At 68.4% G+C, this 25620-nt stretch carries 23 protein-coding genes; 13 read left to right on the top strand and 10 right to left on the bottom strand.

All coding sequences use genetic code 11. The features are described 5' to 3' along the window. Positions 1-38 precede the first annotated feature (38 nt). Together ACTJI6_RS11490 and ACTJI6_RS11485 are read left to right on the top strand one after the other, a co-directional pair. The gene (locus tag ACTJI6_RS11490; RefSeq protein WP_440800841.1) at positions 39-1673 is read left to right on the top strand and encodes a molecular chaperone GroEL; all 1635 of its coding nucleotides are present in this window, start codon (positions 39-41) and stop codon (positions 1671-1673) included. 63 nt (positions 1674-1736) lie between these two features. Continuing rightward, positions 1737-2780: an NAD(P)-dependent alcohol dehydrogenase gene (locus ACTJI6_RS11485; protein ID WP_440800839.1), complete on the top strand. Its 1044-nt coding sequence runs from the start codon at positions 1737-1739 to the stop codon at positions 2778-2780. A 44-nt stretch (positions 2781-2824) separates the two neighbouring features. Here ACTJI6_RS11485 and ACTJI6_RS11480 read toward each other — a convergent pair whose 3' ends face one another. The 3 genes from ACTJI6_RS11480 to ACTJI6_RS11470 form a co-directional block, all read right to left on the bottom strand. After that, entirely contained in the window at positions 2825-4849 is a 2025-nt protein-coding gene (locus ACTJI6_RS11480; RefSeq protein WP_440800837.1) for a sigma-54-dependent Fis family transcriptional regulator, read from the bottom strand. 107 nt (positions 4850-4956) lie between these two features. After that, positions 4957-5451, bottom strand: coding sequence for a hypothetical protein (locus ACTJI6_RS11475; protein WP_440800835.1), 495 nt, complete (start codon positions 5449-5451; stop codon positions 4957-4959). A gap of 210 nt (positions 5452-5661) precedes the next feature. Then, positions 5662-6600 carry a hydrogen peroxide-inducible genes activator gene (locus ACTJI6_RS11470; RefSeq protein WP_126153189.1) on the bottom strand — a complete coding sequence of 313 codons (939 nt, stop codon included), beginning with the start codon at positions 6598-6600 and terminating at the stop codon, positions 5662-5664. Positions 6601-6729: 129 nt separating this feature from the next. On the opposite strand from ACTJI6_RS11470, the gene katG reads away from it, so the two are divergent. Further along, a complete protein-coding gene (gene katG / locus ACTJI6_RS11465) occupies positions 6730-8952 on the top strand; it encodes a catalase/peroxidase HPI (protein WP_440800834.1) in 2223 nt (740 codons plus the stop codon). 99 nt (positions 8953-9051) lie between these two features. Here katG and dddP read toward each other — a convergent pair whose 3' ends face one another. Beyond that, complete coding sequence (gene dddP, locus ACTJI6_RS11460; protein ID WP_440800832.1) at positions 9052-10407, bottom strand: dimethylsulfonioproprionate lyase DddP; 1356 nt, start codon at positions 10405-10407, stop codon at positions 9052-9054. 135 nt (positions 10408-10542) lie between these two features. On the opposite strand from dddP, the gene ACTJI6_RS11455 reads away from it, so the two are divergent. Next, positions 10543-11481 (top strand): LysR substrate-binding domain-containing protein, encoded by a 939-nt coding sequence (locus ACTJI6_RS11455; protein WP_440800830.1) that lies wholly within the window; start codon positions 10543-10545, stop codon positions 11479-11481. A 26-nt stretch (positions 11482-11507) separates the two neighbouring features. Here the strand turns inward: ACTJI6_RS11455 and ACTJI6_RS11450 are convergent, their stop codons facing one another. From ACTJI6_RS11450 to ACTJI6_RS11425, 6 genes are all read right to left on the bottom strand, one after another. Continuing rightward, positions 11508-11792, bottom strand: coding sequence for a hypothetical protein (locus ACTJI6_RS11450; protein WP_440800828.1), 285 nt, complete (start codon positions 11790-11792; stop codon positions 11508-11510). A 123-nt stretch (positions 11793-11915) separates the two neighbouring features. Next, positions 11916-13643 (bottom strand): SulP family inorganic anion transporter, encoded by a 1728-nt coding sequence (locus ACTJI6_RS11445; RefSeq protein WP_440800902.1) that lies wholly within the window; start codon positions 13641-13643, stop codon positions 11916-11918. A gap of 154 nt (positions 13644-13797) precedes the next feature. Next, positions 13798-14685, bottom strand: coding sequence for an MBL fold metallo-hydrolase (locus ACTJI6_RS11440; protein WP_126153194.1), 888 nt, complete (start codon positions 14683-14685; stop codon positions 13798-13800). 81 nt (positions 14686-14766) lie between these two features. Further along, on the bottom strand, positions 14767-14976 hold the full coding sequence (locus ACTJI6_RS11435; protein WP_126153195.1) for a YgaP family membrane protein: 210 nt from the start codon (positions 14974-14976) through the stop codon (positions 14767-14769). A 79-nt stretch (positions 14977-15055) separates the two neighbouring features. After that, complete coding sequence (locus ACTJI6_RS11430; protein WP_440800825.1) at positions 15056-15727, bottom strand: Crp/Fnr family transcriptional regulator; 672 nt, start codon at positions 15725-15727, stop codon at positions 15056-15058. 150 nt (positions 15728-15877) lie between these two features. Then, the gene (locus tag ACTJI6_RS11425; RefSeq protein ID WP_440800823.1) at positions 15878-16831 is read right to left on the bottom strand and encodes a LysR family transcriptional regulator; all 954 of its coding nucleotides are present in this window, start codon (positions 16829-16831) and stop codon (positions 15878-15880) included. Between the two features lie 92 nt (positions 16832-16923). On the opposite strand from ACTJI6_RS11425, the gene ACTJI6_RS11420 reads away from it, so the two are divergent. From ACTJI6_RS11420 to ACTJI6_RS11380, 9 genes are all read left to right on the top strand, one after another. Then, entirely contained in the window at positions 16924-17811 is an 888-nt protein-coding gene (locus ACTJI6_RS11420; RefSeq protein WP_440800821.1) for a dioxygenase family protein, read from the top strand. A 21-nt stretch (positions 17812-17832) separates the two neighbouring features. Continuing rightward, positions 17833-18792, top strand: coding sequence for a VOC family protein (locus ACTJI6_RS11415; protein ID WP_440800819.1), 960 nt, complete (start codon positions 17833-17835; stop codon positions 18790-18792). Then, on the top strand, positions 18789-19448 hold the full coding sequence (locus ACTJI6_RS11410) for an alpha/beta hydrolase (RefSeq protein ID WP_440800818.1): 660 nt from the start codon (positions 18789-18791) through the stop codon (positions 19446-19448). Before ACTJI6_RS11415 ends, ACTJI6_RS11410 begins: the two co-directional genes overlap by 4 nt. Before the next feature lie 135 nt (positions 19449-19583). Next, positions 19584-20858 carry an ABC transporter substrate-binding protein gene (locus tag ACTJI6_RS11405; protein ID WP_440800816.1) on the top strand — a complete coding sequence of 425 codons (1275 nt, stop codon included), beginning with the start codon at positions 19584-19586 and terminating at the stop codon, positions 20856-20858. Positions 20859-21104: 246 nt separating this feature from the next. Continuing rightward, positions 21105-21932 carry an SDR family NAD(P)-dependent oxidoreductase gene (locus ACTJI6_RS11400; protein ID WP_440800815.1) on the top strand — a complete coding sequence of 276 codons (828 nt, stop codon included), beginning with the start codon at positions 21105-21107 and terminating at the stop codon, positions 21930-21932. Between the two features lie 53 nt (positions 21933-21985). After that, the gene (locus tag ACTJI6_RS11395; protein ID WP_440800814.1) at positions 21986-23278 is read left to right on the top strand and encodes an ABC transporter substrate-binding protein; all 1293 of its coding nucleotides are present in this window, start codon (positions 21986-21988) and stop codon (positions 23276-23278) included. 2 nt (positions 23279-23280) lie between these two features. After that, positions 23281-24045, top strand: coding sequence for an ABC transporter ATP-binding protein (locus ACTJI6_RS11390; protein WP_440800900.1), 765 nt, complete (start codon positions 23281-23283; stop codon positions 24043-24045). Further along, positions 24042-24773: an ABC transporter ATP-binding protein gene (locus tag ACTJI6_RS11385; RefSeq protein ID WP_440800812.1), complete on the top strand. Its 732-nt coding sequence runs from the start codon at positions 24042-24044 to the stop codon at positions 24771-24773. The genes ACTJI6_RS11390 and ACTJI6_RS11385 overlap by 4 nt, the downstream gene beginning before the upstream one ends. Continuing rightward, entirely contained in the window at positions 24760-25617 is an 858-nt protein-coding gene (locus ACTJI6_RS11380; protein ID WP_440800809.1) for a branched-chain amino acid ABC transporter permease, read from the top strand. Before ACTJI6_RS11385 ends, ACTJI6_RS11380 begins: the two co-directional genes overlap by 14 nt. Positions 25618-25620 lie beyond the last annotated feature (3 nt).

Raw genomic sequence — 25620 nt, 5'->3', positions numbered from 1 at the left:
CGCGCGCGGCGCGTCCGGCCACCAAGGGAGGATTACCCATGCCGAATTTCCTGCTTCACAGCACCGATGCCCGCCGGGCCTTGGCGCGCGGCGTCGCGCGCCTGGCCGCCGCGGTGGAACCGACGCTTGGCCCCAAGGGCCTGAACGCGATGATCGACCGCCCGGTCGGAACGCCGCTGATCACCCGTGACGGCGTGTCCATCGCGACCGAGATCGAACTGCCCGACCGCTTCGAGAACATGGGCGCGCAGGTGGTGCGCGAGGTCTCGATGCAGACCAACGAGGTGGCGGGCGACGGCACCACCACCGCCATCGTGCTGGCCAATGCGATGATCCAGCAGGGCGTGACCCAGGCCGAACGCGGCGCGCGGGCGGTGGATCTGTGCCGGGGAATCGAACTGGCGGTCGGCCGCGTCGTCGAGACGCTGCGCGCCAATGCCGTGCCGGTCAAGGACAATCCCTGGCTGCTGGGCGCGGTCGCCAATATCGCCGCCACCGATCCGCGCCTGGGCGAGATCGTGGCCCAGGCGCATGGCCGGGTCGGCAACGACGGCATCATCACCGCCGATTTCTCGGTCACGGTCGAAACCACGCTGGAGGTGATCGAGGGCATGTCCTTCGACCGCGGCTATATCTCGCATCACATGGTCACCGACCAGGACGAGATGGAGGCCGTGCTGGACAAACCGCTGATCCTGCTGACCGATCAGAAGATCCTGTCGCCCTCGGCCCTGGACGGCGCGCGCCGCATCGCCGATGCCGAGGGGCGGTCGCTGCTGATCGTGGCCGAGGAGATCGCCCCTGAGGTGGTGGTGACGCTGCTTGAGGCCGCGCGGCCCGGCAAGTACCTGATCGTGCATCCGCCGGAATACGGCCATTGGCGCAAGGCGCTGATGGACGACCTGGCGATCCTGACCGGGGGTGAGGTGCTGGCCCGCGATCTGGGCCGGAAGATCGAGACCGTCACCCGCGAACAGCTGGGCGCGGCCCGGCAGGTGCGCGCCTCGGCCAGCCAGACCACGGTGATCGGCGGGGCAGGGGACGCGGGCGCCATTGCCGCGCGCCGGTTGCAGGTGCAGCGCCAATACGACATCGCGCCGCCGAACATCGAACAGGACAAGCTGCGCGAACGGCTGGCCAAGCTGTCGGGCGGGACCGCCGTGATCCATGCGGGCGGCCTGACGCCGGTGGAACAGAAGCGCAAGATCCAGTTGATCGAGGATGCGCTGCACGCGATCCGCGCCGCCGTTGACGAAGGCGTGGTGCCCGGCGGCGGCTCGGCCCTGGCCCATGCCGCGACGGCGCTGGACGGGCTGGTGGCCGAGACCTCGGGCGATGTCTCGGCGGGGGTCGAACTGGTCCGTTCGGTCCTGACGCGGCCGCTTGCGCGGATCGCGCTGAATGCCGGCTCGGATCCGAACGCGGTCATCGCCGAGGTGATCCGGTCGGGCGACGGCATGGGGTTCGATGCGGCCCAGGGCCGGTTCCGCGACATGATCGAGGCAGGCATCGTCGATCCGGTCCGGGTCACCTGTTCCGCCCTGGCCAACGCGGCCTCGGTCGCCAGCCTGATCCTGACCACCGAGACGGTGATCGGCCATGCCGAGGATTATGTCGATCCGACCGCCGGTCCCGCCCTGGGCGGCGGCGCGGAACGGCTGGGCCGGCAATAGGCGCGCGGCGGGCGGCCTGCCGGGCCGCCCCCGATCCCAACCCTTCAGGACAAGGAGCGTGCCATGAAGGCCGCAAGACTTTACGACTATGACCCGGCGATGAACGTCAAGCTGGTGATCGAGGACATTCCCAGCCCCACCATCGCCGCCCCTGACGAGGTGATCGTGCGCGTCGGGGCGGCCGGGCTGTGCCGCACCGACCTGCATATCATCGAGGGCGTCTGGCGTCCGATCATGGACCCCGACAACACGCTGCTGCCCTATGTGATGGGCCACGAGAACGCCGGCTGGGTCGAGGATGTCGGCAGCAATGTCCGCACCGTCAAGCCCGGCGACGCGGTGATCTGCCATCCGCTGCGAACCTGCGGCGTCTGCCTGAACTGCCATCACGGCTACGACATGTATTGCGACCACGGCCTGTTCCCCGGCCTGGGGCTGGACGGCGGCTTCGCGGAATATTTCAAGACCAGCGAACGCTCGCTCATCAAGCTGAACACCGACATCGCGCCCTTGGACGTGGCGCCGATGGCCGATGCCGGGATCACCGCCTATCGCGCCGCCAAGCGTGCGGCCAAGATGCTGCCGCCGGGCAGCTGGTGCGCGGTGCTGGGCGTCGGCGGGCTGGGCCATATCGCGCTGCAATCGCTGCGCGCGCTGTCGGGCTGCCGGCTGATCGCCATCGACCGCGAACCGGGCGCGCAGGTGCTGGCGCGCGAACTGGGCGCCGATGTCGTGCTGGACGGCGGCCCGAACCTGATCGCCGAATTGAAGGACATCACCGGCGGCGGCGCCCATGTGGTGATCGACTTCGTGGGCGAACTGGGCGTCGAGAACATCTGCTGGAAGCTGTTGCGCAAGGGCGGCGAATGCATCGTCGTCGGCTATGGCGGCACGGTCGAGGTGCCGACGCTGGAACTGGTCGCCAACGAGATCAGGATCGGCGGCAGCCTGGTCGGCGATTACACCGAACTGGTCGAACTGATGGAGCTGAATTCCGACGGCAAGGTGAAGATGCACTATACCGCCTACAAGCTGGACGACATCAACACGGCCATCGACGATTTCAAGAACCGCCGCTTCACCGGGCGCGGAGTGATCGTGCCCTGAACCCCATCGGAAAGGGCGCCCCCGTGCGCCCTTTCCCGTTCGCCTCATTCATAGGTGCGGCGGATCCCGTAGGTCTTCAGCTTGCGGTACAGCGTCGGGCGAGAGATGCCCAGAACCTGGGCCACGCGGGTCAGGTTGCCTTCCTCGGCGGCCAGGGCGTGGCGGATCGCCTGTTCCTCGAGATCGGTCAGATTGGCGGGGCCGGGCTGCGGCTCGGGCGCGACGGCCGCCGGGTGGCGCGGCGCATTGCGGAAGGCCGGGGGCAGATCCTCGGGCGTGACCATGTCTTCCGCGACCATCAGGTGCAGCCGCTCGAACAGGTTGCGCATCTCGCGCACGTTGCCGGGCCAGGCATAATCGATCAGCAGTCGCGCGGCGTCCTGGGACAGGACCAGCGGCTCGCGGCCCATCCGGGCGGCGACCGCGCGGTTGAAGTGATCGGCAAGGCAGGGAATGTCGCAAGGCCGTTCGCGCAGCGGCGGCACCTCGATGGTGATGGCGCCCAGCCGGTAATACAGGTCGCGGCGGAACCGCCCGGCCTCGACCTCTTGGCCCAGGTCGCGATTGGTCATGGCCACCAGTTGCACATCGACCTGGCGGCGACGCGAACAGCCGATCCGATAGACCGCGCGCTGTTCCAGAACCCGCAGCAGATAGGGTTGCAGATCCAGCGGCATCTCTCCGATCTCGTCCAGGCACAGCACGCCGCCGTCGGCCTGTTCGAACTTGCCGGGCTTGCCCTCGCGCGTGGCGCCGGTGAAGGCGCCGGGGGCGTGGCCGAACAGTTCGGACCCGAACAGCTCGGCCGAGATGGCGCCGCAGTTCACGGTGACGAAGGGCGCGCGGCCCTGATGCGCCGCCGAGGTATGGATCAGCCGGGCGAACAGTTCCTTGCCCGCGCCGGTCTCGCCCTGGATCAGAACCGCCGATCCCGCCGCCGCCGCGCGCCGCGCCATCTGGACCGCGGCGGTGAATTTCGGCGCCTGGCCGATCATCAGAAGCTCGTCCCGCTCGGCCCCTGCGCGGGGCGGGATGCGCAGCGCCTCGGCGGGCGCGGCCGGGCGGGCGGCGGCGCTGGCGGGGCGGGGCGGCAGGATCAGCGCGGCGCCGCTGAATTCGCCGTCCAGGAACAGGCGGCTGATGCCCTTGGGGCGCAGATCGGGCGGCGTGGCCCGCGCGATGTCCTGATCGCTCATGGAACCGGACAGCGGGATGAACTGCTGGCCCGGCGACAGCTTCGGCGCGCGCGGGTCGGGCGCGTCGCCCGAGGGCGCGCGGTGGTACATCACCCGCCCGAAGCAGTCCAGGATCACCACCGCGTCGCGGCTGCTCTGCGCGGATCCGCTGTCCAGGAACGCCTCCAACAGGCGGATGCGGCGCATCTCCTGTCGCTCGGCCAGCGCCGCCTCGATCTCGCGCGCGACCGAGGCGATCATGGCGACGTTGTGCGGCCGGAAGATCGACGGCGGGCCGGACAGGTCGACCGCGCCGATGATGCGCTGGTCCACCGGATCGCGCACCGGGGCGGCCGCGCAGGTCCAGCCCTTGATGCCCTGGCAGAAATGTTCATAGGCGTGGACCAGCGTCGGGCGCCCGGCACGGATCGCGGTGCCGATGCCGTTGGTGCCGATCGCGGCCTCGTCCCATTTGCCGCCCTGGATCAGGTGGATGCCGCGGGCCGCGTGATGGGTGCGCAGATCGCCGATCTGGTCCAGCACCAACCCGTCGGCATCCGTCAGGATCAGCAGCACGTTGGCTTCCGACAGCAGCGGCTCGATCTTCTGAAACGGCTTCTGGGCGGCGGCGCGCAGGTCGGCATTCTTCTGCCGCGCGTCGTCCAGCAGTTCCTCGGTCTCGTCCATCGGCGCAAGCCCGGCCGTGGCGTCGATCCCCGAGGCGAGGCTGCGCGACCAGGATTCCAGGATCTCGCGGCGCACGCCCGAGGTCCGGCTGTGGTCGAGATCCCGATAGGTCAGGAAATCCTCCCAGGCGCGCATGATCGCGCGTTGGTCGAGCCAGTCGTCGAACATGCCGGTTCGGGTCTGATATCCCGAAAAGAGATCGGTCATGCGTCCTCATACAGGGCTGGCGCGGGGTGTCGCCCTTGCTGATCGGGCAGTTCGCAACAGGGCCGGCAGCCGCGACGCGGGCGCCGGAGAATCGGCTGACGCAGCGGTCAGCTAAGGCCGAGTCGGTCCGCGATCTCGCCTGCCAGCAGGCTTTCGGGGCAAGCTTGGTCGATGATCTGGCCGTCCAGTTCGGCGATCTTTCCGGCCATCTCGTCGGGCAGGCCCGACAGGAATCCGTTCTCGCGCGTGGCAAGCGCGAAATAGCGGGTGCCCTGCTGGCGCCGGATCTCGCCCAGCAGGTGCATCTGCCGGCCCGAGCCGCTGTCATAGGCGACGACGCGGTTGTTCACGCTGACCTTGACCCGGATATCCCCCGACTCGGGCCCCAGGCGCGCGCCGGAGGACAGGTCGTGGAACCGCCTGCCTGACTCGGGCGGCGGGGCGTTGCAAGCCTCGGCCTTGGCGCGCCGGGACGCGCTGTAGCCGCCTTGGGTCAGATGATCGGCGATCTGGGTGATGGCGCCGCGATTCGCCTGGATCATGTGCCGGGCGCGTTCGTCCTCGCGGCGCGGGCCGTCGCGTTTCGATATGATGTCGACCATGGTCATCCTCCCAAATGGCCAGTGATCTCTCTGTCTTGTCGACGCCGCCCGCTTCCTCTGGGCCGGTCTCCCCTCCGGCTTTTCGGGCGCGTCGCGGCCCTGTGGCAGGGGCGCGTGGCGTCGTCGTGGTGGAACAAGGCTACAGACCGGACTGCTTTTCAGCAAGCGTTTCCGCGCGGCTGGGCAAAGTCGCGCCCGGCGCGGGCGCCGTCAGCCGGGGCGCCAGCCGGGCAGGGCGGTCAGCCCGCTGGCCCGCCGCAGCGCCAGGCCGCCCTCTCGGACGACCTCGGCGATCTGCATCAGTTGCGCCTCCATCGCGCTGGATTTGCGCCAGACCATGCCGATCCGGCGGGTCGGCTGGGGGTCGCGGAACCGCGCCACCGATACCGAGGCGGAACGGGTCTCGATCGGCACCGCCATTTCCGGGATCAGCGTCACCCCCACGCCCACGCCGACCATCTGCACCAGCGTGGACAGCGAGCTTGCGTCCAGCATCTCGCGCGGCTGGGTCGAGGGCATGTCGCAGAAGGACAGCGCCTGGTCGCGGAAGCAATGCCCCTCTTCCAGCAGCAGCAGCCGCATCTCGCGCAGCTTGTCGCGGTCGGGCACCGGCTTGTCGGCATCTTCCGGCGGGCGGATCAGCACGAAGCGTTCGGTGAACAGCGCCACCTCGGTCAGCGAGGGTTCCGAGACCGGCAGCGCAAGGATCGCCGCGTCGATGCGTCCGTCGCTCAGTTCCTCGATCAGGCGCGAGGTCATGCTTTCGCGCAGGATCGGGCTGAGACCGGGGAACTGCCGGGCCAGCCGGGTGACGATGCCGGGCAGCAGATAGGGCGCGATGGTCGGGATGACCCCCAGCCGCAGCTTGCCCGCAGGCTGGCCGCCCGCCGCCCGCGCCAGATCGTCCAGATCCTCCAGGATCGCCAGCATCGCCTGCGCCCGCGCATGGACCATCTCGCCGAAGGCGGTCAGCCGCACGCCCCGCGGCCTGCGTTCCAGCAGCGGGGTTCCGGCGATCTCCTCCAACTCCTTGATCTGCATCGACAGGGCGGGCTGCGTCACCGCGCAGGCCTGCGCCGCCGCGCTGAAGGTGCCCAGGCGGGCGATGGCGTCGAAATACCGGATTTGCCGCAGGGTCAGGTTTCGCATCAGGTCAGGTTATACAAGCCATAAGAATATTCAAGTTTCCCTGAAGTCAGCGTCCCGTTAGGATCGCCCTGTCGGCCCAGGTCCGGGGAGGGGGCGGGCCGTTCGGTTATCTATCCGAGGGAGGACATCATGGATGGAAGCACACCTGCCGGGCAATGCCCGGTGGTTCACGGCGCCGCGCCGCGCGCCAGGCGCAGGAACAGGGACTGGTGGCCGAACCACCTGGATCTGTCGATCCTGCACCAGCATGACGCGAAATCCGACCCGATGGGACCGGGCTTCGATTATCGCGCCGAGTTCCAGAAGCTGGATTACGACGGGCTGAAAAAGGATCTGGCCGCGCTGATGACCGACAGCCAGGACTGGTGGCCTGCGGACTGGGGCCATTACGGCGGGCTGATGGTGCGGATGGCCTGGCACGCGGCGGGAACCTATCGCACCGCCGACGGGCGCGGGGGCGGCTCCACCGGCAACCAGCGGTTCGCGCCGCTGAATTCCTGGCCGGACAACGGCAACCTGGACAAGGCGCGGCGGCTGTTGTGGCCGGTCAAGCAGAAATACGGCAACCGGATTTCCTGGGCCGATCTGATCCTGCTTGCGGGCAACGTCGCCATGGAGACGATGGGCTTCAAGACCTTCGGCTTTGCGGGCGGCCGCGCCGACATCTGGGCGCCCGAGGAGGACATCTATTGGGGGCCGGAAGGCGAATGGCTGGCCACCTCGGACAAGCCGGACAGCCGGTATTCGGGCGAACGCGACCTGGCCAACCCCCTGGCCGCGGTGCAGATGGGCCTGATTTATGTGAACCCGCAAGGGCCGGACGGCAATCCCGACCCGGTCGCATCGGGGCGCGACGTGCGCGACACCTTCGGCCGCATGGGCATGAACGACGAGGAAACCGTAGCTCTGGTCGCGGGCGGCCATACCTTCGGCAAGGCGCATGGCGCGGGTGACCCGGCCTTGGTCGGGGCCGAGCCGGAGGGCTGCGCCATCGAACACCAGGGCTTCGGCTGGCTGAACCGGCTGGGCGGCGGCCACGGCGTCCACACCACCACCTCGGGTTTCGAAGGGGCCTGGAAGCCGAACCCGACCACCTGGGACAACGGCTATTTCGACATGCTGTTCGGCTATGACTGGGAACAGGTGACCAGCCCCGCCGGAGCGATCCAGTGGCGGGCCAAGGACTGTCGGCCAGAACACATGATTCCCGACGCGCATGATCCGGCCGTGAAGCACGCGCCCTTCATGACGACGGCGGATCTGTCGCTGCGGTTCGATCCGATCTATGAACCCATCGCCCGCCGCTTCCACCGGAACCCCGACCAGTTCGCCGACGCCTTCGCGCGGGCCTGGTTCAAGCTGCTGCACCGCGACATGGGACCAAGGTCGCTGTATCTTGGCCCCGAGGCCCCGACCGAGGATCTGATCTGGCAGGATCCTATCCCGGCCCGCGACCATGCCCTGATCGACGCCGTCGACATTGCCGGGCTGAAGGCGCGGATCCTGGCATCGGGGCTGGGCCATGCCGACCTGATCGCGACGGCCTGGGCCTCGGCCTCGACCTTCCGCCAGTCGGACCGGCGCGGCGGCGCCAACGGCGCGCGGATTCGGCTTGCCCCGCAAAAGGACTGGGAGATCAACCAGCCCGACCGGCTGTCCCGCGTGCTGGGCGTCCTGGAAACCGTGCAGGCCGAATTCAACGCGGCCCAGACCGGCGGCAAGCGGGTTTCCCTGGCCGACCTGATCGTGCTGGCGGGCGGCGCGGCCGTCGAGGCGGCGGCCCTTGCGGGCGGCCATCCGGCGACGGTGCCCTTCACGCCGGGCCGGATGGATGCGACGGCGGACCAGACCGACGTGGCCAGCATGGATCTGCTGCGCCCCGAGGCCGACGGCTTCCGCAACTATTCCAGCGGCGCCTATCGCATCGCGCCCGAGGAGATGCTGGTCGATCGCGCGCAGCTTCTGACGCTGAGCGCGCCCGAAATGACCGTGCTGGTCGGCGGCTTGCGGGTGCTGGGCGTCAACCACGCCGACGCGCCCCATGGCGTGCTGACCACGCGCAAGGGGCAGTTGACGAACGACTTCTTCGTTAACCTGCTGGACATGGGCACCCAGTGGCGTCCCGCGAACGAGGATCAGACCCTGTTCGAGGGGCTGGACCGCAAGACCGGCGCGGTGCGGTGGACGGGAACGCGCGTCGACCTGGTGTTCGGGTCGAATTCGCAACTGCGCGCCCTGGCCGAGGTTTACGGCCAGTCCGACAACGCCGCGAAATTCGTCGGCGATTTCGTCCGGGCCTGGACGAAGGTCATGGAACTGGACCTGTTCGGCGCCCCGGCCTATCCGGCCTGAGATCCCGCGCGCGGCGGTCCCCCCGCCGCGCGCAATCCGGCGCGACGCTGCCTTGTCGGGGGTGAAGGCGACCCGCTTCGTCGCCGCATTCCTTGCCCGTCAGCCCAGCCGCTCGTCGAAGGGATAGCGGGTCAGGTTCTCGAACCCCGTTTCGGTGATCAGCACCTGGTCCTCCAGCTTGATCGAGAAATCGCCGCCCTCGGGCGAGATCAGCGCCTCGACGCACAGCACCATGCCTGCTTCCAGCGCATAGTCGAAGGCGCCTTCGACATGCCCGTCGGGATAGGCGACCATGGGCCATTCGTCGCACAGTCCGACGCCGTGCATCATCAGCCCGTATTTCTGCTTCTGGCAGGTGTCGGGCAGGCGATGGCAGTTCATCGTCAACTCGCGGATGGCGACTCCGGGGCGCAGCATCGCCATGTTGTGGTCGATATGTTCGCGCGCCAGTTTCATCGCGTCGATCATGTCCGGGCGCGGCGGCTGGTCGCCGATCCACCAGGTCCGGCTGATGTCCACGCACATGCCATAGGATCCGATCAGATCCGTGTCGAAGGCCACGATCTCGTTCGGCTGCACGATGCGGGGGCCGCATTCCTGGAACCAGGGGTTGGTCCTGACGCCCGAGGTCAGCAGCCGCGTCTCGATCCATTCGCCGCCGCGCCGGATGTTGCCCGCGTGCAGGCAGGACCAGATGTCGTCTTCGGACATATGGCCCAGCGGCACGCCCTGACGGGCCGCCTGCTCCATCTCGGCCACGGCGGCCTCGCAGGCATGGACGGCGCAGCGCATGGCCAGGATCTCGTCGGGGCTCTTGATGGCGCGGGCTTTCTCGGTCAGTTCCTCGCCGTCCATGACCTGGAAGCCCTGCGCCTCCAGCGCGCGCAGCCCGTGCAGCATGATCTTGTCCACGGCCAGCCGCCGGTTGCGGCCGCCATGGTGGTCCACCAGGTCGCGCACTTCGGCGGCAAAGCGGTCCGCCGCAGGGCCGATCCTGTCGCCCCGGTCGAAATAGAACAGATCCGCCCCCGACCGCTGTTCGCGCACCAGCGGGTTGAAGGCCGACAGGAAGGGCGAGCTTTTGTAGTCCCAGATGACCATGTAGCCATCGGCGCAGACCAGCACGGCGCGGAACAGGTTGTGGGTGTTCCACAGCTGCATGTTCGTCGAATCGGTGGCATAGCGGATGTTCAGCGGATCGAACATCAGCACCGCGCCATAGTCGCGGTCGACGACATGGCGGGTCAGCCTTTCCCAGCGATACCGGCGCATGGCTTCAAGGTTCGGCGCGGCCAGCCCGGCGGCGGCCCATTCCTGGAAGGCCAGGCGGGTCGGGCCGATCTCGATCCGGTCGCCGTCGTTGGGCGATCCGTCGGCCAGGGTCTCGCCCCGGTCCAGGTCGATCTTGCCGGGGCCGATCTTGCGTCTGTCGCTGAAATGCTGCGGCGCGGTCATCGTGATGAACCCTGTGTTGCGTGGTGGCCGGGGTCGCCTCGGACCCCGGTGTCGATCAATGGCGAATTGCATCAGCAGGGCAATGCGATAAAAAATTGACTGTGAATTGATGCTGGCGCAACTCGGGGGGATGCGATGGTCCGGCGCTTTTATGATCTTCCCTCCCTGACGGGGCTGGAGGTGTTCGAGGCCGTCGCGCGGCACGGCAGTCTCAAGCTGGCGACATCCGAGCTGAATGTCACCTCGGCGGCGATCAGCCGTCAGATCAAGGCGCTGGAAGCGCAGTTCGGCGTGCCGCTGTTCATTCGCACGGGTCGGGGGGTCAGGCTGACCCCGGCCGGGACCGAGCTTTACGCCAGCGTCGCTGCGGGATTTTCCCGCATCGCCGACGTGTCGCGAGAGATCAAGCGCGGCGACCGATCCCGGAACGTCACCATCGCCACCACCGACACCACGGCGACGATGTGGCTTGTCCCCCGGATGCCCGAGTTCTGGCAGCGCCATCCCGAAATCATGATCAACCACCAGCTGGCCGAGAACAGCCGCCACTTCCGCCCCGAGGAGGTCGAGCTGCGCATCCGGCACGGCATGGGGGGCTGGATCAACGACGTGACGGAACCCCTGTTCGACGACTGGCTCTATCCCGTCTGCAGCCCCGCCTTCGCCAGGCGCCATGCCGGGGCCACGACGGCCGACCTTCCCGACCTGCCGCTTCTGGACATCGACTGGGTGGCGCCCGACTGGGTGACCTGGGAACAGGCGCTGTTGCAAGGCGGCGTGTCGGCGCGGTCGTTCGAGGCCCGCCGCCTGGGCAAATTCAGCCTGGCCATGCAGGCGGCGGCGGCCGATCAGGGCGTGGCCATCGGCTGGCACCGGATGATTACCCCCATGCTGGAGCGTGGCGAACTGGTCCGCCTGACCGACCTGATCTTCCGCGCGCCGGGGGTTTATTATCTGACATGGAATCGCGGCCACGGGCTGTCCCCCGCCGCAGAACTGCTGCGCGGCTGGATCCACGAGCAGGCAGAGGCGGAACGGTCCCGGCCCCCGCCGGCGGAATCTTCCCGCGTCTGAGATCGGCCGCAGGGTGGCTTGTGCCCTCAGCCGGGCCGTCTGGCGATCAGGTCGATCAGGGCCGAGGGCCCGGCATGGGCGGCTCCCTCGGCCAGATGCGCCTCGTAGGATCGCAGCACCGGGATGTCCCAGCCGGCAAAGGCGTCTTGCAGCATCTGCGGGGTATAGAGGTTCTCGACCAGGCGCGGCCCGCCGGTGCCGTGGTCCAGCTGCCGGGCCTTGGCCAAGGCGACGGCCGAGGCGTCCCAGGCCGCGACCCGGCAGCCCTGCGCGGCCAGCCAGACAGAGTTGCGCCCCTCGCCATCCGCCACGCAAAGCACCCGGTCGCCTGGCGCGAACCGGCCGGCATGGCGGGTCAGAAAGGCCGCAGGTTCGGTCCCGAACAGGAACCCTTCGCCACCATAGCGTTCATCCCAATCCCTCGTCCGCCCCCTTCATTCCCCCGCCGACCGGCAGGGCGCGCCGGTCAGGGCGCGCCAGGCGTCATACTGGCTTTGAAAGACCCGGCCGTTCAACTGGTCCAGGAAATGGCTGGATTTCAGCCGATCCATGACCGGGCCCTTCACCTCGCTGAGGTGGAGGCCGATGCCCAACTCGGCCAGGCGCCGGTTCACCGCCTCGAGGCTTTCCAGGGCCGAGAAGTCGATGTCGTTCACCGCCGGGCACATCAGCACCACGTTCGCGACCGGCGAATCGTCGGCAACCCGGTCGCGGATCAGGTTTTCCAGAAAACGCGCATTCACGAAATACAGGCTTTCGTCGATGCGGATGGTCAGCAGGCTGGGATCGGTCTGGACCCGGTGGCGGGCGACGTTGCGGAAATGGTGCGTGCCGGGAACCAGGCCCACCACGGCGACATGCGGCCGGGCGGTCTTGACCAGATGCAGCAGGATCGACACCACCACGCCGGTCGCCACGCCGATCTCGACCCCCGCGCCCAGGGTCAGCAGGATGGTGACCGCCACGGCGGCGAAGTCGCCTTTGGAATAGGCCCAGGTCCGTCGCAGGATCGACAGATCCACCAGACCCAGCACCGCCACGATGATCGTGGCGGCCAGGGTGGCGTTGGGCAGGTCATGGATCAGCGGCGTCAGGAAGGCCGCCGCGAAGGCCAGGCCGATGGCGGTGAAGGCCCCGGCGGCGGGCGTCTCGGCCCCTGCGTCGTGGTTCACGACCGACCGGGCGAAGCCCCCGGTGACCGGATAGCCGCCGGTGAAGGCCGCGCCCAGGTTGGCCGCGCCCAGGCCGATTAGTTCCTGGTCCGGGTCGATCCGTTCCCGCCGTCGCGCGGCCAGCGTCTGCGCGACCGACACCGATTCCACGAAGCCGATGATCGAGATCAGCACTGCGGGCAGGGCCAGTTCGCGGATCAGCGCGGGCGACAGGCCGGGCAGGGTCAGCGGCGGCAGGCCCTGCGGCACCGCGCCGACGATGGCGACGCCCGCCCGGTCCAGCGACAGCGCCCGCACCGCGAGGGTGGTGGCCACGACCGCCAGCACCGGCCCGGCCTTGGTCAGGATGTCGGCCATGCGCGCCGGCACGCCCCGGCGCTGCAGGGCGGGCTTCATGCCGCGCCGCACCCAGACCAGAAAGCCGGTCGCCGCGGCGCCGGTCGCCAGGGTCGCGGGGTTGGCCTGGCCCAGGTTCGACAGCAGCCCGGCGGCGATCTCGACCAGCGTGTCGCCGCCCGCTGGGATGCCCAGAAGGTGGCGCAGCTGCGAGGCCGCGATCAGGATCCCCGAGGCGCTGATGAAGCCCGAAATCACCGGATGGCTGAGGAAATTCGCCAGCATCCCCAGCCGCAGCAACCCCAGCAGCAACAGGAACCCGCCCGACAGCGCCGCCAGCGTCAGCGCCGCGCTGGCGTAATCCGCCGTGCCCTGCTGCGCGACCTGGCCCACCGCGCTTGCGGTCAGCAGCGACACCACGGCGACCGGCCCCACCGCCAGGCTGCGCGAGGTGCCAAAGACCGCATAGAGCATGATCGGCACGATCGAGGCATAGATCCCCGCCTCGGGCGGCAGCCCTGCCAGCATCGCATAGGCCAGCGATTGCGGGATCAGCATGATCGTCACGATCACTGCCGCCAGCAGGTCGCCCGACAGCGCCGCCCGGTCATAGCGGCGCGCCCAGTCGAGGATGGGAAGATACCGGCTGACCATCCTCGTCACGGACCGCTTGCCCCCTTGCGCCGGTCTCATTGCGTCGCGGCCCCCCGCCGTTGGGGCCGGGTGTGCCATTTCCGGTGGCGTCCGGCCGTCAGCGGGCAGGGGCCATCGCCGTCGGTTCGCGCGTCTGCCGGGCGTCTGGCCGGGATCACAGCGCGTTGACCGGCACCTTGAGGTAGCGCCTGCCGTCGCCATCCGGCGGCGGCAGCTCGCCCCCGCGCATGTTCACCTGAAGCGAGGGGATGATGAGCCTGGGCATGTCCAGTTGCGCGTCGCGTTCGGTGCGGAAGCGGACGAACTCCTCTTTCGTCTTGCCGCCGCCGACATGGATGTTGTGGGCCTTTTCCTCGGCCACGGTGGTTTCCCAGCGGATCTCGCGGCCGTTCGGCCCGTAGTCGTGGCACATGAACAGCCGCGTCTCGTCGGGCAGGCTCAGCACCTTCTGGATCGAATCGTACAGCGTTCCGGCATCGCCGCCGGGAAAATCCGCGCGCGCCGAGCCGCCGTCGGGCATGAACAGCGTATCGCCCACGAAGGCCGCGTCGCCCATCACATGCGTCATGCAGGCCGGGGTATGGCCGGGGGTATGGATCGCCAGGCAGGTCATGCCGCCGACCCGGTAGGTGTCGCCGTCGTCGAACAGCCGGTCGAACTGCGATCCGTCGCGGCGGAACTCGGTTCCTTCGTTGAAAACCTTGCCGAAGGTGTCCTGGACCACGGTGATGCCGCGGCCGATGCCCAGCTTGCCGCCCAGCCTCTGCTGGATATAGGGGGCGGCGCTGAGATGGTCGGCATGGACATGCGTCTCGATCAGCCAGTCCACGGTCAGGCCCCGGTTGCGGACATGGGCGATGATCTGGTCGGCGTGGTCATGGCTGATGCGGCCGGCGGCATAGTCGATGTCCATGACGCTGTCGACGATGGCGCAGGCGGCCGAACCGGGATCCTTGACCACATAGGAAATCGTGTTCGTCGCCGGGTCGAAGAATCCCGTGACCTCGGGCCGGACGGACAGGTCGGGGGTATAAGGCCGCATTGACTGCTCGTTTCTTTTGAAGGGGTGACGGATCGGGCCGGGCGGCGCCTGGGCGGGCCCGGCCTGAACTGGGTTCGCGGATCAGCAGTCGCGGCAGGTTCTCAGCCCCAACAGGCTGTAAAGCGGGCAGTTGCCCATGATCGAGGTCAGCAGGAACACCGCCGCGATGGCCAGGAACAGCCAGTGCGGCAGGCCGGTGGCCGCGAAGGCGGTGCCGAATGCCGCCCAGACCAGGATGACCGCCGCGCTGATGCGCGCAACGCGGTCGAAGGTGCCCATGTTCGTCTTCATCTTTCGCCTCCGGGATTCGCGTGATGACGGATCCTCGCATCCTGGCGCCCGATGCGTCGGTGACTTGGTCACCAAGCGTTCAGGCGGCGCGGACCAGCCGTTCCAGCCCCTCGCGCCCGATCAGCCGCAGCTCGCCCCGCGCCTGCTCGATCCAGCCGCGCCGCTGGAATTCCGCCAGCGTACGCGAGATCACCTCGCGCGCGGTGCCCAGTTCGGACGCCAGGACCGCATGGGTCGCCCGCACCACGCCCCGGTCGTCGGCCAGTTCCAGCAGCCGCGAGGCCAGCCGCACGTCCATGCGCTGGAAGACGATGTCGTCGATCAGGCTGAACAGGTCGGTGATCCGCCGCGCATAGGCGGTAAAGACGAATTCGCGGAACACCGGCGAACGGGCCACCAGGTCGTCGAAGGTCTTGCGCGGAATCACGGCCGCCTCGACATCCGTCTCGGCGATGCCATCGGCGGAATAATCCTGGAATGCCAGCATGCAGGCGGTGGTCAGGACGCAGCTTTCCCCGGCGTGGACGCGGTACAGAAACACCTCTCGTCCCGTCTCGGACCGCTGCTGGACCCGGACGGTGCCCTTGAGAAGCAGCAGCAGGCTGTCGGCCGACTTGCCGGGTTGGAAGACCTGGGTGCCTGCGGGCACCGCGACGATCTGGCTGCCGCGATCCAGATCGGCGCGGATGTCGGCGGGCAGGCGGCCCAGCCCCGGAAAGCGGTCGATCCAGCTTGCGCCCGCATCGCTCATCTTGTCGGTCTCCGCCCCGGTCTGATCGGCGGCGCATGGTCTGCGCCGCATCGCCCCGATTTCAAGCCGAAGCTCGCCGCCAAGACAAGGGGCGCGGCGCTTAAGCGATGCCTGGCCCCGCCTGCTGGCCCTGCAAAGCGTTCCCCAGGCCTAGGACTGCCCCCAGATCACCGCGCTTTCATGGCGCTTGATGGCGTGGCGCAGACTGTCGAAGGCGGCGATGACGTGGCCCGCGAAACGGTCCGACGCGGGCAGCCGCGGACCGCCCGCCTTGCGCATGATCCCCAGCGAGCGGTTCGGTTGCGGGATCTGATAGGGCAGCACAGCCACATGGCCGGGGTCGCGCAGCGCAAAGACGACGGAAAACGGCAGGACCGCCAGCGAGTCGGTCTCGGCCAGGACGTTCACGACGCTCATCAGCGAGCCGCCGGAATAGCGGATGTTGAGATCCGACATGCCGATGCTCATCAGGATCATTTGCAGATCCGACATCAGCGGCGATCCCGGCAGCGGCGCGACCCATGGACAGGCGGCCAGGTCGGCGGCCTCGATGGGGCGCTTGCGCATCAGGGGATGGCCCCGGCGGCAGGCGACGACGTTCCGGCCGGGCAGGATCTCCGTGAATTCGAAGCCGGGGCCGGACGACATCTCGCCCATGGCGACGATGCCCAGGTCAAGCTGGTCGCCCTCCAGCGCGGCGATCACCTCGGGCAGGTTCATATAGCTTTGCTGGATCACGATCTCGGGTTCGCGGCGCTGGAATTCGCCGACCATGCCGCTGATGATCGCGTCCATGAAGAAGGGCACGCCGCCCAGGCGGACCAGGCCCCTGGTGCCCTTGACGAATCCCTGCACCGCGTCCGAGGCTTGGCGCGACGCGGCGATGATGACGCGGCCCTGCGCGGCCAGTTGCGCGGCCAGCGGCGTCGCCTGCAAGGGGCGGCGGCCCTTGACGAACAGCGGTTCGCCCACCCGCGCCTCCAGCATGGACAGCGACCGGCTGACGGCGGGCTGGGTCAGGCCCAGCATGGCCGCACCCTCGGACACGCCCCCCGCGTCCAGGACGGCGGCAAGCTGCATGAGGTGGCGTTCGTTCAGGCGCATAGCAGAGTGCTATATTGACCATGGCAAAACTCAAGCAGTTTTCGCGGCGGCCATGCTACCACCCTTGCAAGGGGAGGGGAGGCCCCGCAGGAATGGAGGATGGGCGCGATCCCTGGGCGCATGATGCGATGCCCGTCGCGGACCAGATCGGCCGCGACCTGGCGCAGCGGCTGGCGATGGTTCCGCCGACGCGGCTGGCCCAGGCCGTCGCCCGGATCGCCCGTCACCTGCACCTGCTGATCGCCGAGTTGCACCCGTCATCCGCCGAATTCCGCGAGGCGCTGGGCTTTCTGACCCAGGTCGGCCATCACACCGACCACAAGCGGCAGGAATGGGTGCTGCTGGCCGATGTGCTGGGCGTCTCGGCGCTGGTCGAGGGGCTGAACGCCCCCCGTCCGCCGGGCGCGACCCCGAATACCGGGGCGGGGCCGTTCTATCGCGCGGATGCGCCCGACCTGCCGCTGGGGGCGGACCTGTCGCGGGACGGCAAGGGGGAAAGGCTGCGCGTGTCGGGGCGTGTCACCGACATTCAGGGTCATGCGCTGCCCGGCGCGCTGGTCGAGGTCTGGCACGCCAATGGCGCGGGCCTTTACGAAAACCAGCAGCCCCACAACCAACCCGAATTCAACCTGCGCGGCCGGTTCCGGGCGGATCCCAAGGGGCGGTTCGACTTTCTGTCGGTCATGCCGGGGGGCTATGCGCTGCCCTCGGACGGGCCGGTCGGGCGGCTGATGGCGGCGCTGGGCTGCCCGCTGGACCGTCCGGCGCATCTGCATTTCCGCGTCACCGCGTCGGGCTGTCAGACCCTGACCACGCATATCTTCGACCGCGCCCATCCCGCCCTTGGCCGCGACCCGATCTTCGGCGTCAAACCCGCGCTTCTGGCCGATTTCCGCGCCACCCGGACCCGTTCCGGCCTGTCCGAGCATCGGCTGGATCTGACCCTTGTCCTGTGCCCCTTGGGCCAGGCCGTACCCTGACATTCAAACGGAGGAAAACACATGGCTCTTGTCAGCGGATATCACCACCTGACCCTATCCACGGACGGCGCGCAGGAGGATTTCGATTTCTACACCAAGACGCTGGGCCTGCATTCGGTCAAGCGCACGGTGCTGTTCGACGGGGTGATCCCGGTCTATCACCTCTATTACGGCTCGCCCGACGGCGATGCCTCGACCATCATCACCACGTTTCCCTTTCGCAAGCCCGGCGTCTATGGCCGGCGCGGCACCAACCAGTCGCGCACCATCATGCAGTCGATCCCGCCGGGCGCTGCGGATTTCTGGGTGGACCGGCTGAACGCGCGCGGGCTGGCGGCCGAAAAGACCGCGCGCTTCGGGGCGACCCGCGTGGTCTTCGCCCATCCCTGCGGCATTCCGCACGAACTGGTCGAAAGCGACGGCGACCCGCGCCAGCCGATCGTGAACGAGGCGCAGGGCATCGGCCCCGCCCAGGGCATCAAGGGCATCTATGGCGGGCTGGTGGCCTGTTTCGACCGCACGGCGATGGACGATTTCATGACCGTCGCGCTGCCTTTGACGAAAGAGGCCGACAGCGACGAAGGCACCGTCTATCGCGTGCCCGACGCCAATGGCGTGATCCAGCGGGTCGAGGTGATCGAGGACCGCGCCTCGCCCCAGGGCACCTGGACACTGGCGGGCGGCACCATCCACCACCTGGCGCTGAACACGGGCGACGAGGAAAACCAGCTGAAGCTGCGCGCCCATATCGAGGGCCTGGGCTTTACCGACATTTCCGAACAGAAGGACCGCAACTATTTCAAGTCCTGCTATGTCCGCAGCCCCGGCGGCGCGCTGTTCGAACTGGCCTGGACCACGCCGCAGGGCTGGGCGCGCGACGAGGCGCCGGGCGAGATCGGCAAGACCCTGGTCTTTCCGCCCTGGTTCAAGGATCGCGAGGACGAGTTGCGCGCGGGCCTCGAGGCCGCGGAATTCGCATGACGGCGGTGCTGGACCTGCTGCGCTGCGGGGCGGATCTGTCGGCGGCAAGGGCGCTGTGCGTCCTTGTCCACGGCCGGGGCCAGTCGCCCGAGGAGATGCAGTCGCATGTGCTGGCGCGGCTGGATGCGTCGGGGATTGCCTTCCTGCTGCCCCGCGCGCCGGGGGCAAGCTGGTATGCCGCCCGCGCGGTCGATCCGCTGACCCCGGAAACCCGGTTGGCACTGGACGAGGGACTTGCGGGCCTGCGCGCGCTGATCCGGGATGCCCGTGCCGCCGCGCCCGGCCTGCCGCTTCTGCTGGCGGGGTTTTCGCAAGGGGCCTGCCTGTCGCTGGAATACGCCTTTGCCGGACAGGACGCGCCCGATGCGCTGGCGGCGCTGACCGGCTGCCGCGTGGGGGTGGCGGGGGATGCGCGTCCCGAACGACTTCCGCCGGGGCTGCCGGTCTATCTGACCGGCTCGGACGCCGATCCGTGGATCCCGGTCGAGGCTTTTGCCGAAGCCGCCGTGGCCCTGGGCCGATCCGGCGCCGCGCTGCGGACCGATCTCTTTCCGGGCCGGGGGCACGAGGTATCCGACGCCGAAATCGCCATGCTGGCGGCGATGCTGGGCGACATGGCGGCGGGCCATGCGCCCCGGATGGCGGCGGCGCGGTAACGGCCGGGCAGTTCATAACGCCGGGTTATGCTGGCGGCCCAAGATCCTAACCAAAATCGTCTTTCGAACGGTCATGCTTGCACGAAGGGCGCGGGTGGACCGGGGACCGCCCGCAGATCATCAGGGGAGGATGAGATGTTCACCAGACGAAAATTCCTGCGCGCGACGGCGGCGACCGGCCTGACGCTGGCCGCGCCCCATCTGTCCGCACCGGCCATCGCCCAGGGCGCGCGGATCAGGCTGGGCTATGTCACGCCCCGCACCGGACCGCTGGCGGGTTTCGCCGAAAGCGACGACTGGAACATCAAGACCTTCCTGGCATCGGAACTGGGCCGCGACTTCGAGGTGGTGGTCAAGGACAGCCAGTCGAACCCGAACCGCGCCGCCGAGGTCGCCAAGGAACTGATCCTGGCCGACGAGGTCAACCTGATGCTGGCGGCCTCAACGCCGGAAAACACAAATCCCGTGGCCGGGGTCTGCGAGGGCGAGAGCGTGCCCTGCATCACCACCGTCGCCCCCTGGCAGCCCTGGTTCATCGGCCAGCAGGGCAATCCGCGCGACCCGGCAAGCTGGCAGGGCTTCGATTACGCCTTCCATTACTTCTGGGGGATGGAGGACGTGATCCAGGTCTATACCGCCATGTGGGACCAGCTTCGGACCGGCAAGGCGGTGGGCGGGCTGTTTCCCAACGACGCCGACGGCAATGCCTGGGGCGACCCTCAGACCGGGTTGCAGCCGGGCTTGGCAGAACGGGGATATGCGCTGACCAATCCCGGCAGCTTCCAGAACCTGTCCGACGATTTCTCGGCCCAGATCAATGCGTTCAAGGCGGCGAATTCGGACATCATCACCGGCGTCCTGATCCCGCCGGACTTCGCGACCTTCTGGGCGCAGATGCGCCAGCAGGGGCTGCGGCCCAAGGCGGTGACGGTCGCCAAGGCGCTGCTGTTCCCGCAATCGGTGGAAACGCTGGGCGAGGCCGGGCACAACCTGTCGTCCGAGGTCTGGTGGTCGCCCTCGCATCCGTTTTCCTCGACCCTGACGGGGAAAAGCTCGGCCGGGCTGGCGGCGGATTTCACCGCCGAAACCGGGCGGCCCTGGACCCAGCCGATCGGCTTCGTCCATTCGCTGTTCGAGGTGGCGGCCAATGTGATGGGCCGCGTCGATGACGCCGCTGATGGCGATGCGGTGGCCGAGGCGGTGGCCGCGACCGACATGACCACGGTCGTGGGCAGGGTCGCATGGAACGGCGCGGGCGTGCCGGATTTTGCCGCGCGCAACGTCTGCAAGACGCCGCTGACCGGCGGGCAATGGCGCCGGAAGGAAGGCGGCGGCTATGACTTGGTGATCGTCGAGAACGGCGCCGCGCCCGACATTCCGACCGGCGGCAGGATGGAGGCGCTGGCCTGACCGGGCGGCACCCGCCGCTATATATCGAACCGCTATGCTAACGGGGGTTTTTCGCATTTGACTTGCGCAGATGCAGACCGCTTGATGCAGGCACTGGTTTCGCCCTCTGGGAGGCGGGCGAAGCCTTCTCGACAGGACCGATGCCTAGTCCGGGTTTCTACCCGGCCGGTGCCGCTTTGCCCGCCCCTGGGGCGGGTCGCGGCGGCGTGTCCCGTCCTGGACCGAAGGGCAGAATGGGAGGATGCCTTGGCTTCACTTGAGACGATGTTCGACGTGCGCGGCAAATCCGTGATCGTCACCGGCGGCGCCAGCGGCATCGGCCGCGCCTATGCCGAGATCCTGCTGCAACAGGGCGCGCGGGTCTGCATCTTCGACATCGACGCCGAAGGGCTGGACCGCACGGTCGCGGACCTGGCCGAAGGGGCCGGGCAGGGCGGCGAGATCTGGGGCCGGCAGGTCGATGTCGGCGACCGCCCGGCCATGGCCATGGCCTTCGACGCGGTGGCCGACCGCCATGGCCGCATCGACACGGTGTTCGCCAATGCGGGCATCGATCCCGGTCCCGGCTTCATGACGCCCGACGGCGACCGCAATCCCGACGGCGCCATCGAGAACATCCCCGACAGCCAGTGGGACCGCGGCATCGAGATCAACCTGACCTCGGTCTATACCACCGTGAAGAACGCCGCGCGGCACATGAAGCCCAACGGCGGGGGGCAGATCATCGTCACCTCGTCCATCGCCTCGCAGATCAACGAAAGCATTGTCGGCACCAGCTACATGCCCGCCAAGGCGGCGGTGAACCATTTCGTGCGCCACATGGCGATGGAACTGGGCGCCTATGGCATCCGCGTGAACGCCATCCTGCCCGGCCCCTTCATCACCAACATCGCGGGCGGGCGGCTGCGCAACAAGGCCGACCGCGCCGCCTTCGAGCGCCAGTCGCTGATCGGCCGCATCGGCGATGTCGAGGACATCAAGGGCCTGGCGCTGCTGCTGGCCTCGCCCGCCGGGGCCTTCTTCACGGGATCGCTGATCGTGATCGACGGCGGCGCCCTGACCCGCATGACCTGAACGCCGCCCCGCGCCTGGCCGGGGCGCGCGGCCCATCCAAGGGAGGAACGACAGTGACCTATTACAACAAGCTTGTCCGATCGGGCATCAGCCGCCGGTCCCTGCTGCGCGGCGCGGGCGCGGGGATGGTCTCGACCCTGGCCTTGCCGGGATACCTGCGCGCGCAGACGGCGGGCAGGATCAGGATGGCCTATATCACCCCCGCGACCGGCCCGCTGGGGCTGTTCGGGGAAACCGACGGCTATACCGTCCAGAAGATCCGCGCGGCGCTGGGCGGCACCATCACCGCCGCCAACGGCAGCACCTATGAGCTGGAGATCCTGGAGCGCGACAGCCAGTCCAACCCCAACAAGGCGGCCGAGATCGCGGGCGACCTGATCCTGAACGACGAGGTGCATCTGATGGTGCCCGCCTCGACCACCGACACGATCCTGCCGGTCATGGAGCAGTCGGAACTGTATGAAACCCCCTGCATCTCGGCCGGGGCGCCCTGGCAGGCGGTCATCATGCCGCGCGGGGGCGGCGAATTCGACTGGACCTATCATTTCTTCTGGGGCCTGGACGAGGCGCTGAACACCTATGTCGGGCTGTGGAACGGGCTGGACAGCAACAAGGTCGTCGGCATGCTGTTCCCGCAGAACATCGACGGCGAGACTTGGGGGAACGAGGATTACGGCCTGCCCGCGCCGACCCGCGCCGCCGGATACGAGGTGGTGATCCCCGGCTATTTCCAGCCGCGCACCAACGACTTTTCCGCCCAGATCGCGGAATTCAAGGCCAAAGGCTGCGAGATCATCGGCGGCATCGCCTATCCCGACGACCTCAAGACCTTCGTGACCCAGTGCAACCAGCAGGGCTTCAAGCCCAAGGCCATCACGGTCGCGGCGGCGCTGCTGTTCCCCGGCGGGGTCGAGGCGATGGGGGCCTTGGGCGACGGCATGACCACCGAAGTCTGGTGGACCCCGGCCTTCCCGTTCCAGTCCTCGCTGACGGGCCAGACCGGACGCCAGATCGCGGACGAGTGGGAGGCCGACCAGAAACGCCAGTGGACGCAGCCGCTGGGCTATTCCCATGCCCTGATCGAGGTGGCCATCGACATCCTGAAACGCTCGGCCGATCCCCTGGACCGCGAGGCCAACCGCGAGGCGATGGCGGCGACCGACCTGTCCACCGTCTGCGGCCCGGTCCGGTTCGGCGGCACGCCGCACAAGAACATCTGCACCATGCCGATCTTTGGCGGGCAATGGGTCAAGGGCGCGAACTGGCCCTATGACCTGAAGATCGTCGACAACACCGTCAACCAGCTGTTCCCGCCGGAACAGAAGATCGTCCCGATCGCCTGGTGACCATGCGCGACACCACCGAACAGGCCGAAAGGATCGGGATGGCCACGGAGATTCACCTTTCCGCGCGCGACGTGTCGAAAAGCTTCGGCGCGGTGCGGGTGCTGCACGGCGTCAGCTTCGATGTGCATCGCGGCGAGGTGTTGGGCATCCTGGGTCCGAACGGCGCGGGCAAGACCACGCTGTTCAACATGATCAGCGGCGACATCCGCCCTTCGGGCGGTGAAATCCGCCTGGGCGATGTGCCTCTGAAAGGCGAGCCGCCGTTCCGGCGCTGCAAGATGGGGATCGGGCGGACCTATCAGATCCCGCGCCCCTATTCCGGCATGACCACGTTCGAGAACCTGCTGGTCGCCTCGACCTTCGGGGGCGGCCGGTCGGAACGCGACAGCTATGGCTTTTGCGCGCAGGTGCTGGAGGACTGCGAACTGACGGGCAAGGCCAACCTGCGCGCCGGGGGCCTGACGCTCTTGGACCGCAAGCGGCTGGAACTGGCCCGCGCGCTGGCATCCGACCCGCAGCTTCTGCTGCTGGACGAGATCGCGGGCGGGCTGACCGACGACGAATCCCGCGATCTGGTGGCCCTGGTGCGGCGCATCCGCGACCGGGGCGTGACCATCGTCTGGATCGAGCATGTGCTGCACGCGCTGCTGGCCGTGGCCGACCGGCTGATGGTGCTGAACTTTGGCGAAAAGATCGCCGAGGGCGCGCCCTATGCGGTGATCGCCGACCCGGAGGTGAAGCGCGTCTATATGGGGATCGAGGGATGACCAGCGCCGTTCTTTCCACGCATGGGCTGGTGGCGCGCTATGGCGATTTCCAGGCGCTTTACGGCATCGACTTCCACATCGGCCAGGGCGAGGCGGTGGCGCTGATCGGCGCCAACGGCGCGGGGAAATCCACCTTCTTGCGGGCGGTGATGGGGCTGCTGCCGGTCGCGCCCGACATGGTGCGGATGGGCGGCCAGCCCATCGGCGGCACCCCCGCCGACCGCATGGTGCAGCGGGGCGTGGCCATCGTCCCGGAAGGGCGGCGGCTGTTTACCGGCATGTCGGTCCAGGACAACCTGCGCGTGGCCGTCGATCAGGCCGACCGGCTGGGCCGCAAGGGCGGCTGGTCGCTGTCGCGGCTGCACCAGCTGTTCCCGATCCTGAACGAAAAGGCCCGCACCCCGGTGCAAAGCCTGTCGGGCGGGCAGCAGCAGATGGTGTCCATCGGCCGGGCGCTGCTGTGCCAGCCGACCGTCCTGCTGTGCGACGAGATCAGCCTGGGCCTTGCGCCCAAGGTGATCCGCGAAATCTATGCCGCCCTGCCCGAGATCCGGGCGCAAGGCACCTCGGTGGTGCTGGTGGAACAGGATGTGGGCCTGGCCCAGTCGGCATCGGACCGGCTTTACTGCCTGCTGGAAGGCCGGGTGACGCTGACCGGCCCCTCGGGATCGGTCACGCGCGACCAGATCAGCCAGGCCTATTTCGGAGGTTCCCATGCAGTGGTTTGACGCGCTGATCCAGGGCGTTCTGCTGGGCGGCATGTATGCGCAATACGCGCTGGGCATGGCGCTGATGTTCGGGGTGATGAAGATCGTGAACGTCAGCCACGGCGATCTGGTGATCCTGCTGTCGCTGGTGGGGATCTCGCTTGCCTCATCCTTTGGGTTGGGCCCGATGGCCGTCATGGTGGCGCTGGTGCCGTTGGCGGGGGGCTTGGGCTGGCTGCTGCAAAAGGCGGTGTTGAACCGTGTGGTGGGCGAGGATCCGCTGCCCTCGCTGATCGCGACCTTTGGCCTGTCGCTGGCCTTGCAGAACCTGATGTTGCAGATCTGGTCGGCCAACAGCCGCTCGCTGCCCGGCGGCGGGATCGAAAGCCGGTCGGTGCAGATCGGCGGCATCTATATCGGCCTTCTGCCGGTGATCGTGCTGGCCGTCGCGGTCGCGCTGACCTGGGGGCTGGACCTGATGCTGAAGCGCACGCGCTTCGGCCGGGCGCTGCGGGCTGCGGCCTCGGATGTCGAGGCGGCGTCGATGACCGGCATCAACCCGCGCGCCGTCTATGCCTCGGCCACGGCCATTGCGGTCGGTATCCTGGGCTTTGCGGCCGTGTTCCAGTCGCTGCGCTCCACCGTGGCCCCGGCCGATGGCGGCGCGCAGCTGATCTATGCCTTCGAGGCGGTCATCATCGGCGGCATGGGGTCGGTCTGGGGCGCCTTCCTGGGCGCGATGGTCCTGGGCGTGGCGCAGGCCGTCGGGTTCCGCATCGACCCCGGCTTCGGCGTGCTGGCGGGGCATATCGTCTTTCTGCTCGTGCTGGCGACGCGCCCGCAGGGCCTGTTCGGAAGGGCCTGAGAC

The organism is Paracoccus sp. 22332, from assembly GCF_052045125.1.
GTDB classification, from domain to species: Bacteria; Pseudomonadota; Alphaproteobacteria; order Rhodobacterales; family Rhodobacteraceae; genus Paracoccus; species Paracoccus haematequi_A.
Note: the sequence above shows the minus strand (reverse complement) of the source record. Positions and strands in the feature narration are given on the sequence as shown.